Below are 8,751 nucleotides of genomic sequence, written 5' to 3' on the forward strand. Positions count from 1 at the left end.
GCCACGGTGGCAATGCAGGGCTCGAGGCTTGCAGGTCTTGTGGGAGGCCGGCTCTGCCGGGCGAGGGGTTGGTTGGGACCTCAGTGGTCAACTCAGCCACAATCTCGCGCGGTAAACCGCCCTCCCACGAAAAGCGCCACGGCGGCAGTGCAGGGCGTGTGAGGCTGCCAAGTCTCGTGGGAGGCCGGCTCCGCCGGGCGAGGGGTTGGGGTTGGCGGTAGACCACCTTCCCAAGAAAAGCCCTGCCGGTTGGCAGGGCTGGGCTTTCGTTCGGCACAGAACGGACGGTCAGGCATCGATGCGCTTGTACTTCATCCTGTGCGGCGTGTCGTTGCCGACCCGCTTGCGGTGCTCCTCCTCGTACTCCTGGTAGTTGCCCTCGAGGAACACCACCTGGGAATCGCCCTCGAAGGCGAGGATATGGGTGGCGACGCGGTCGAGGAACCAGCGGTCGTGAGAGATCACCAGAGCGCAGCCCGGGAAGGCCAGCAGGGCTTCCTCCAGGGCACGCAGGGTCTCGATGTCCAGGTCATTGGAGGGCTCGTCGAGCAGCAGCACGTTGGCGCCCTGCTTTAGGGTCTGGGCGAGCTGCAAGCGGCCGCGTTCGCCGCCCGAGAGCTCGGAGAGACGCTTCTGCTGGTCGTTGCCCTTGAAGTTGAAGCGACCCACATAGGCCCGCGATGACACCTCATAGCCGTTGATGTTGAGGATGTCCTGGCCGTCCGAGACCGATTCCCAGACCGTCTGCTTGTTGTCCAGGGCGTCACGCAGCTGCTCGACGTGGGCGATCTCGACGGTATCGCCGATCACCACCTCGCCGGCGTCCGGTTGCTCAGCGCCGGTGACCAGCTTGAACAGCGTCGACTTGCCCGCCCCGTTGCCGCCGACGATACCCACGATGCCCCCCTTGGGGACGGTGATGGACAGGTTCTCGTAGAGCAGCTGGCCATCGAACGCCTTGCTGACGTCATGAAACTCGATGACCTTGTCACCCAGCCTCGGGCCGGGCGGAATGTAGATCTCGTTGGTCTCGTTGCGCTTCTGGAAGTCGCCGGACTGCATTTCCTCGAAGCGGTTGAGGCGCGCCTTGCTCTTGGCCTGGCGACCCTTGGCGTTGCTGCGCACCCACTCCAGCTCCTGCTTGATCGCCTTGGTCTTGGAGGCCTCCTGCTTGGCCTCCTTCTCCAGGCGCTTCTCCTTGGCCTCGAGCCACTGGGAGTAGTTGCCCTCGAAGGGAATCCCCTGGCCGCGGTCCAGCTCGAGGATCCAGCCGGCGACGTTGTCGAGAAAGTAGCGGTCGTGGGTGACGGCCACCACGGTGCCGGAGTAATCGTGGAGGAAGCGCTCCAGCCAGGCCACCGATTCGGCGTCCAGATGGTTGGTGGGCTCGTCGAGGAGCAGCATGTCGGGGCTCGACAGCAGCAGGCGACACAGTGCCACGCGGCGGCGTTCGCCACCCGAGAGGTTGCCGACCCGGGCGTCCCAGGGCGGCAGACGCAGGGCCTCGGCGGCGACTTCCAGCTTGCGCTCGAGGTTGTGGGCGTCGGCGGCCTCGATGATGTTCTCCAGGCGCGCCTGCTGGGCGGCCAGGGCGTCGAAGTCGGCATCCGGCTCGGCGTAGGCAGCATAGACGCCGTCGAGTTGCTCCTGGGCCTCCTTGATGGCACCCAGCGCCTCCTCGACGGATTCACGCACGGTCTTCTCGTCGTCGAGTTCGGGTTCCTGAGGGAGGTAGCCGACATTCAGGCCCGGCATGGGGCGCGCCTCGCCCTCGATCTCGGTGTCCACCCCGGCCATTATCCGCAGCAGGGTGGATTTGCCGGAACCGTTGAGGCCCAGCACGCCGATCTTGGCACCGGGGAAGAAGGACAGCGAGATGTCCTTCAGGATGTGTTGCTTGGGGGGCACGACCTTGCCCACCCGGTTCATGGTGTAGACGTATTGTGCCATGTATCGCCACTTCGTTGAGGAATGTCAGTGTTGGGGAATGTCAGTGGCCACGATGATAGAGCCCAGGCAGGGGAAAGGCCAGCCTGGGCGGGGGTGAAGAGTGAGGAGTATCCTTCTGCTCGGCGCTCGGCGCTCGGCGCTCGGCGCTCGGCGCTATTCCTCTTCGTCGACGGACCAGTCATCCTCGATGGCGCGTCTCAGGCGACGCTCCTCCAGCAGGGTCTCGACGCGCCGTCGGGACTGCAGCGCATCGGCACGGCTGGTGTGGCGGGGGCGGCCGTAATCATCGTCGTTCACGGCGTCGCTGTAGTCATGCTCGTCGTCGAGCGGCTCACTGACCAGGGCATCACGGCTCATTAGAGTCTCCTTCCATTTCCCATCTCATCGGTATCGCTTCGCGTCCGAATGAGCGGAACCTGAAGCGCCAGCAGGCAACATGCATCTGCCTGCTGGCTATATAGAGACATTCAGGGGAAAGCGCAATACCCGCCGAGGACTTTATTTTCGGGCGAGGTTAGCCTTCGTGTTTCGCCTTGAGCGTTTCGAGTTCCTGCTGGGCCTCGACACGTTCGGTCACGTCCTTCTGAACGCCGATGTAGTAGGTCAGATGGTCGTTCTCGTCATAGACGGGCGTGATGGAAAGCTCGTTATAGAAGAGGCTGCCGTCCTTGCGGTAATTGCGCAGTACTTCGCGGCAGGGGCTGCCTTCCTCGAGGGCGCGCCGGATCCCGTCCAGGCCGGGCTGGTCGCGGTCCTCGTTCTGCAGGAAGCGACAGTCGCGGTAGAGGATCTCGTCGGCGCTGTAGCCGGTCAGGCGTTCGAAGCCCTTGTTCACGTAGATCAGGATGTTCTCGTCGCCTTCCTGCTCGGCGACCACGATGCCGTCTTCCGACGCATCGACCATGCGTTCCAGCAGTTCCGGGCTGATCAGCGGGGATCGTTTCATTCCGGGGGTTCCATTCTGGGCGTTCCTGTCGCGGGTGCTGTCCTTGCCGCCGGAAGGGCGACATGGGACGTTACTCCAACACATCATGGCCAGCCAGGCCCGGGATTTCAACGACCTTGATGCGAACCTCGTGTCGGAGGTCAACAACTCGGCACCTCGATACCCGGCATGACCCGGGGTCCATCGATTGATACTCTGGCGTCGGGCCGACCGCTCGAGGCCGAAAATCAGGGAGGGGAAATGACCCAGGACCGCCAGGCGATGCTCTATGGGCTGGGCGCGGTGGCGCTCTGGTCGACGGTGGCCACGGCCTTCAAGGTGGCGCTGGGATACATGAGCCCGCTGGAACTGATGTGGCTGGCCTCGCTGGTGTCCTGGGCGCTGATTGGCGTGCTGGTGGCCCGCCAGGGGCTGCTGCGCCAGGCGCTCCGGCGTGGCTGGCGCACCGCCGCCTGGGCCGGGCTGATGAATCCGGTGGCCTACTATCTGGTGCTGTTCGAGGCCTATGACCGCCTGCCGGGCCAGGAAGCCATGGCGCTCAACTATACCTGGGCGCTGGCCATGGCCTTCCTCGCCGTGCCCCTGCTCGGCCATCGCCTCACCCGCATGGACGTGCTGGCGGGCCTGATCGCCTATGCCGGCGTCTGGGTGATCGCCACGCGCGGCCAGGTGTTCGACGTGGCCTTCGCCGATCCCCTAGGGGTGGCCTTCGCGCTGGTCTCGACGCTGCTCTGGGCGCTTTACTGGCTGCTCAATGCCCGGGATCATCGCCCGCCGCTGGTCGCCCAGTGGCAGAACTTCAGTGTCGGGGTGCCGGTGCTGACGATCCTGCTGCTGCTCGGCCCTGGCCTGCAATGGCACGGCTGGGCGGGCCTGGGCGCCGGGGTCTATGTGGGGCTCTTCGAGATGGGCATCGCCTTCGTGCTCTGGCAGTTGGCCGTGCACAAGGTGTCACGCACGGCCAAGGTATCGAACCTGATCTTCCTCTCGCCACCGGTGTCCCTGCTGCTGCTGTTCTTCATCGTCGGCGAGCCGATTCTCGCCTCTACCCTGGTCGGCCTGCTGCTGATCCTCGGCGGGCTGGGCCTCCAGCAGTGGCAGAAGACGCCGGCGCCTCAGGAAAGCAGCTGATACTCGAAGAGCAGCTGCTACGCGAGGATCCTCCTATTGCGAATCGCCTCGTCTTGCCGTATGTCGAGCGCGAACTTTCTCCATGAACTCATCGGCACTCATGGTCTTACCCTCTTCACGGCTCTTTTCACCCAGGCTCAGCAGCTTGAGCAGGGCGATGGCCTGCTCGCGGCGTTCATGAGCGGCGTAGGACTCGACCACATAGGTGGGCTTGCCCTTCTGGGTGATGACAAGCGGCTCCTCGACATCGAGCGTCGCGGCATTCTGCTTTAGATAGCTGATGGTTTCGGTACGCATGCGATGTGCCTCTTCTGACCTGATTCGACTAAATATAGACCATGAATGGACCGATTACGATTCGCTGGCCAGCTGTACGTCGTTCTGCTCGAGCAGCGGCGCGAGCTCCGGCCAGACCGTATCGAGGATGCGCGGCTGGGCGGCGGCAGTGGGGTGGATGCCGTCGTTCTGCATCAGATTATCGTCCAGTGCGATGCCCTCGAGCAGGAAGGGCACCAGCGGAACCTCGAATTCCTTGGCGAGGCGGTAATAGACCCCGGTGAAGGCATCGCGGTAGGCCTGGCCGTAATTGGGCGGTATATCGATGCCCAGCAGCAGCACCTCGGCATCGGCCGCCTGGCTGGCCTCGATCATGCCCGCCATGTTGGCCTCCAACTGGCGCGGCGGCAGGCCGCGCAGGCCGTCGTTGCCGCCCAGCTCGAGCAGAACGATGTCGGGTTCGTGCTGTCCGAGAAGGTCGGGAAGCCGGCTGGCCCCGCCGCTGCTGGTCTCCCCGCTGATACTGGCGTTGATTACCCGCGCCTTTCCGTCCAGCCGCGTCTCGAGCAGACTGACCCAGCCATCCTGCTGTTCGATGCCATAGGCGGCGCTCAGGCTGTCGCCCATCACCAGCAGCACCGGGTGTTCGTCGGCCTGGGTCGGAAGCGTGACCAGGGCCAGCACCACGGCCATGCCGGCGGCCACGGCCAGCCGCCGCAAGGCAGTCAGGCCTCGCCGTTCTCGTATCGATTCGCCATTACTTCTTGCTCCAGGAACAGGGAAGCCCTTGATCATATCCACCACCTCTCGAACGGAAATGACACCGATTCTACACGCCGACCAGCTTCTCAAGCAGGTCCAGAGTGGCGAACGGCAACTCACCATTCTGAGTGGTCTTGGCCTCACGGTGTTCCCCGGCGAGAGCGTGGCGATCCTCGGCCAGAGCGGTGCGGGCAAGTCGACCCTGCTGGGACTGCTGGCCGGGCTGGACGCACCCAGCGGCGGCACCCTGGAGCTCTTCGGCCAGCCGCTGGCCGATCTCGACGAGGACGGCCGGGCACGGCTGCGCGCCGGCCGGGTGGGGTTTGTCTTCCAGAATTTCCAGCTGCTGCCCACTCTCACCGCCCTGGAGAACGTCCTGCTGCCCCTGGAGCTCACGCCCCAGACCAACGCCGAGGCCAAGGCGCGTGACTGGCTGACCCGGGTGGGCCTGAGCGAGCGCCTGGACCACCTGCCCAAGCAGCTCTCCGGCGGCGAGCAGCAGCGTGTGGCCCTGGCCCGGGCCTTCGTTACCGGCGCCGAACTGGTGTTCGCCGACGAGCCCACCGGCAACCTGGACCCGGCCACCGGCGAGCGCATCATCGCGGCGCTCTTCGAGCTCAACCAGGAGGCGGGCACCACCCTGGTGCTGGTGACCCACGACCACGCCCTGGCGCGACGCTGTGACCGCTGCCTGCGGCTGGAGGACGGCAAGCTGGTCGAGATGGCCATGGACGAGGTGAGTGCATGAGCGATGCCACCCGCCTGGACAAGCTGACCCGTCTGCTGCGGTTCTCCCTGCGGGGCCTGGTCCGCGACCTGCGTGCCGCCGATGTCCGCGCGCTCTTCATCGCCCTGGCCCTGGCCGTGGCGGCCTCCACCATGATCGGCTTCTTCCTCGATCGCCTGGACAAGGGCCTGACCCGTCAGGCCGGGCAGCTGCTGGGTGGGGACCTGGTCCTCGAGCAGGGCCGGCCCTTCGACCCGGGGGTCCGCGACACCCTCGAGGAGGCCGGCCTGGTACTCAGCGACCAGGTCGACATGGTCTCCATGGTCAGCCACGGCGAGGCCTTCCAGCCGGCCAGCCTCAAGGTCGTGGATTCGGTCTATCCACATTTCGGTGCCAACCATGTCGACCGCGGCGCGGGGGTCGAACTGCTCGACCATGGCCCGCCCCCCGGGGAAGCCTGGCTGGCGCCGCGTCTGGCGCTGCTGGTCGAGGTCGAGATCGGCGACCGGATCCAGGTGGGCGAGGCCGAGCTTACCGTGGGCGGCCTGATCGAACGCGAGGCCGACCAGTCGGCGGGCTTCGGCAGCTTCAATCCGCGGCTGATGATGCACGTCGACGACCTGCCGGCCACCAATCTGGTGCAGGCCGGCTCCCGGGTCGAGTTCGAGATCCTCGCGGCGGGGCCCGCCGAGGCCGTGTCCAGCGTCGAGCCATTGCTCGAGCGGCTGCGCCGGGACGGTGTGGAAGTCCGCGACGTGCGGCGTGACCGCCCGGGCCTCGGCAATGCCCTGGAACGCGCCGAGAAATACCTTAGCCTGGCCGGGCTCGCCGCTGTGCTGCTGGCCGGGGTGGCGGTGGCCATGGCCACCCGGCGTTACGTGGATCGCCACCTGGATACCGCCGCGCTGCTGCGCTGCTTCGGGGCCACCCAGGCCGAGCTCACCCGGCTCTTCGCCCTGCAACTGATGTGGCTGGCCCTGGCGGCCTCGGTGGTCGGCGCCCTGCTGGGCCTGGCCGGCCAGGCGGCGCTGCTCGGCCTGTTGACCACCTTCCTGCCGCTGGAACTGCCGCCGCCCGGGGTCCTGCCGCTGTGGCTGGGCATCCTCACCGCCCTGGCGGTGCTGGTGGGCTTCGCCGGGCCGACCCTGCTGCGCCTGAAGAAAGTCAGCGCCCTCAAGGTACTGCGTCGCGAGCTCGACCCCCTGCCGGCCTCGGCCTGGCTGGTGGTGGCCGTGGCCGCCCTGGTCTTCGGCGGCCTGCTGTGGCTCTACTCCGGCGACCTGCTGCTCTCCGCCGGCCTGCTGGTCGGCGGCCTGGCGATGCTGGTGGTGCTGTGGTGGGTCGGCAACCTGCTGCTCGGCCTGCTGTTCCGGCTCGCCTCCCGCCTGCCCAGGCGCGGCGGCCAGGACGGCGGGCTGGTCCAGGCACTGCGCCTGGGCGGTCAGCAGTTGGCTCGGCGGCGCCAGGCCAGCCTCGGCCAGTTGCTGGCCTTCTCGGTGACCTTCTTCGCCGTGGCGATGATCTTTCTGGTGCGCGGCGACCTGCTTACCACCTGGCAGGACCAGCTGCCCGACGATACCCCCAACTATTTCGCCATCAACATCCAGCCCGGGGAACGCGAGGCCTTCTCGGCGGTGCTGGAAGGGGCCGCGGATGCCCGCAGCGCCCTCTATCCCATGGTGCGAGGCCGCATCACCGCCCTCAACGGCGAGCCGCCCCGGGAGATGGTGCCGCCGGAGGCCCGGGGCGACCACGCCCTGCGTCGGGAGCTCAACCTCACCTGGCAGGAGCGCCTGCCCGAGGGCAATCGCCTGGTGGCGGGGGAGTGGTTCGATGCCCTCGACGCCGACTGGATGGCGGCCGTGGACGCCCGGCCCGCAACGGATTCGAGCCCGCGGCCCGTACCCATGTCCATGGAAGATGGCCTGGCCGAGCGCTTCGGGATGGAACTCGGCGATACCCTGACCTTCACCATCGGCAGCGCCGAGGTCGTCGGCGAGCTCACCAGCCTGCGCAACCTGGACTGGGACAGCTTCCGGCCCAACTTCTACGTGATCTTCCCGCCCGGGGTGCTGGAGCGTTTCGGTCACAGCTACATCACCGCCTTCCACCTGGATGACGCCGAAAGCGATACGCTTCTTCAGCTGGTCCGCGACTTCCCCGGGGTCTCGCTGCTCAACATCGACGCCATCCTCGGCCAGGTGCGCGACGTCCTCACCCAGGTGACCCGGGCGGTGGAACTGGTGCTCGGCTTCGTGCTGCTGGCCGGCGTCAGCGTGCTCTATGCCGCCCTGACCGCCAGCCGGCCGGTACGCGCCCACGAGAGCGGCCTGCTGCGCGTCTTCGGCGCCGGCAACCGCCTGCTCTCCCGGGTCCAGGGCGCCGAGTTCGCCATCCTCGGCCTGGCCAGCGGCCTGATGGGCGCGCTACTCGCCGAACTCGCCGCCGCGGGTATCTACCTCGCCTGGTTCGACCTCGCGCCGCGTTTCCACTGGGGGCTCTGGCTAGCACTGCCCCTGGGCGGCGCCCTGCTGATCGGCCTGATCGGCCACCTGCTCTCCCGTGGGCTGCGCCGCCAGACCCCCGCCGCCAGCCTCGGCCTGCTCGGCGAGGCCTGATAACCGCACTTTGGGGTCAGACCCTTAATTCCACTTTGGGGTCAGACCCTTAAGAAGGGTTAGGTGGGAGGCCGGCAGGTCTTGTGGGAGGCCGGCTCTGCCGGGCGATGGCGCCGTCAGGTGCCCAACTCAGCCACAATCTCGCGCGGTAAACCGCCCTCCCACGAAAAGCGCCACGGTGGCAGTTCAGGGCCTGAGGTCGGTTATGCGGTGAGGGGTTTGACCTTCGTGGGAGGCCGGCTCTGCCGGGCGATGGCGCCGTCATCCCGCCCGGTGCGCTGTCGCTTACCGGGCCTACGGCTGCAGCACTTTGGACCACACGGTAGAGGCTGTTCGAACGC

8 protein-coding genes are annotated in these 8,751 nt (G+C 66.8%); 3 read left to right on the forward strand and 5 right to left on the reverse strand.

Annotated elements, in window-relative coordinates; genetic code table 11:
• Positions 1 to 288: 288 nt before the first annotated feature.
• The 3 genes from ettA to ACESMD_RS10820 all read right to left on the reverse strand — a co-directional run bounded on the left by ettA (position 289) and on the right by ACESMD_RS10820 (position 2,896).
• Positions 289 to 1,950, reverse strand: a complete 1,662-nt coding sequence (gene ettA / locus ACESMD_RS10810; RefSeq protein ID WP_372613028.1) for an energy-dependent translational throttle protein EttA — start codon at positions 1,948 to 1,950, stop codon at positions 289 to 291.
• A gap of 153 nt (positions 1,951 to 2,103) precedes the next feature.
• A complete protein-coding gene (locus ACESMD_RS10815; RefSeq protein WP_372613030.1) occupies positions 2,104 to 2,307 on the reverse strand; it encodes a PA3496 family putative envelope integrity protein in 204 nt (67 codons plus the stop codon).
• Between the two features lie 157 nt (positions 2,308 to 2,464).
• Positions 2,465 to 2,896, reverse strand: coding sequence for a PAS domain S-box protein (locus tag ACESMD_RS10820; protein WP_372613032.1), 432 nt, complete (start codon positions 2,894 to 2,896; stop codon positions 2,465 to 2,467).
• Between the two features lie 240 nt (positions 2,897 to 3,136).
• Here ACESMD_RS10820 and ACESMD_RS10825 point away from each other — a divergent pair, with 240 nt between their 5' ends.
• Positions 3,137 to 4,027, forward strand: coding sequence for a DMT family transporter (locus ACESMD_RS10825; protein WP_372613034.1), 891 nt, complete (start codon positions 3,137 to 3,139; stop codon positions 4,025 to 4,027).
• A 33-nt stretch (positions 4,028 to 4,060) separates the two neighbouring features.
• Here the strand turns inward: ACESMD_RS10825 and ACESMD_RS10830 are convergent, their stop codons facing one another.
• Together ACESMD_RS10830 and ACESMD_RS10835 are read right to left on the reverse strand one after the other, a co-directional pair.
• Positions 4,061 to 4,324 carry a type II toxin-antitoxin system Phd/YefM family antitoxin gene (locus tag ACESMD_RS10830; protein WP_372613036.1) on the reverse strand — a complete coding sequence of 88 codons (264 nt, stop codon included), beginning with the start codon at positions 4,322 to 4,324 and terminating at the stop codon, positions 4,061 to 4,063.
• Between the two features lie 54 nt (positions 4,325 to 4,378).
• Complete coding sequence (locus ACESMD_RS10835) at positions 4,379 to 4,996, reverse strand: arylesterase (RefSeq protein WP_372613042.1); 618 nt, start codon at positions 4,994 to 4,996, stop codon at positions 4,379 to 4,381.
• Between the two features lie 124 nt (positions 4,997 to 5,120).
• On the opposite strand from ACESMD_RS10835, the gene ACESMD_RS10840 reads away from it, so the two are divergent.
• Together ACESMD_RS10840 and ACESMD_RS10845 are read left to right on the forward strand one after the other, a co-directional pair.
• Positions 5,121 to 5,813, forward strand: a complete 693-nt coding sequence (locus ACESMD_RS10840) for an ABC transporter ATP-binding protein (protein ID WP_372613038.1) — start codon at positions 5,121 to 5,123, stop codon at positions 5,811 to 5,813.
• Positions 5,810 to 8,410 carry an ABC transporter permease gene (locus ACESMD_RS10845; RefSeq protein WP_372613040.1) on the forward strand — a complete coding sequence of 867 codons (2,601 nt, stop codon included), beginning with the start codon at positions 5,810 to 5,812 and terminating at the stop codon, positions 8,408 to 8,410. Before ACESMD_RS10840 ends, ACESMD_RS10845 begins: the two co-directional genes overlap by 4 nt.
• Positions 8,411 to 8,751 lie beyond the last annotated feature (341 nt).

Source organism: Halomonas sp., assembly GCF_041689495.1.
GTDB lineage: Bacteria > Pseudomonadota > Gammaproteobacteria > Pseudomonadales > Halomonadaceae > Halomonas.

Excerpts from the sequence above, each read along its gene's own strand:
- ACESMD_RS10815 (WP_372613030.1), bottom strand. The coding sequence starts at position 2,307 with ATGAGCCGTGATGCCCTGGTCAGTGAGCCGCTCGACGACGAGCATGAC.
- ACESMD_RS10835 (WP_372613042.1), bottom strand. The coding sequence starts at position 4,996 with ATGGCCGTGGTGCTGGCCCTGGTCACGCTTCCGACCCAGGCCGACGAA.
- ACESMD_RS10825 (WP_372613034.1), top strand. The coding sequence starts at position 3,137 with ATGACCCAGGACCGCCAGGCGATGCTCTATGGGCTGGGCGCGGTGGCG.
- ACESMD_RS10830 (WP_372613036.1), bottom strand. The coding sequence starts at position 4,324 with ATGCGTACCGAAACCATCAGCTATCTAAAGCAGAATGCCGCGACGCTC.
- ACESMD_RS10840 (WP_372613038.1), top strand. The coding sequence starts at position 5,121 with ATGACACCGATTCTACACGCCGACCAGCTTCTCAAGCAGGTCCAGAGT.
- ACESMD_RS10845 (WP_372613040.1), top strand. The coding sequence starts at position 5,810 with ATGAGCGATGCCACCCGCCTGGACAAGCTGACCCGTCTGCTGCGGTTC.
- ettA (WP_372613028.1), bottom strand. The coding sequence starts at position 1,950 with ATGGCACAATACGTCTACACCATGAACCGGGTGGGCAAGGTCGTGCCC.
- ACESMD_RS10820 (WP_372613032.1), bottom strand. The coding sequence starts at position 2,896 with ATGAAACGATCCCCGCTGATCAGCCCGGAACTGCTGGAACGCATGGTC.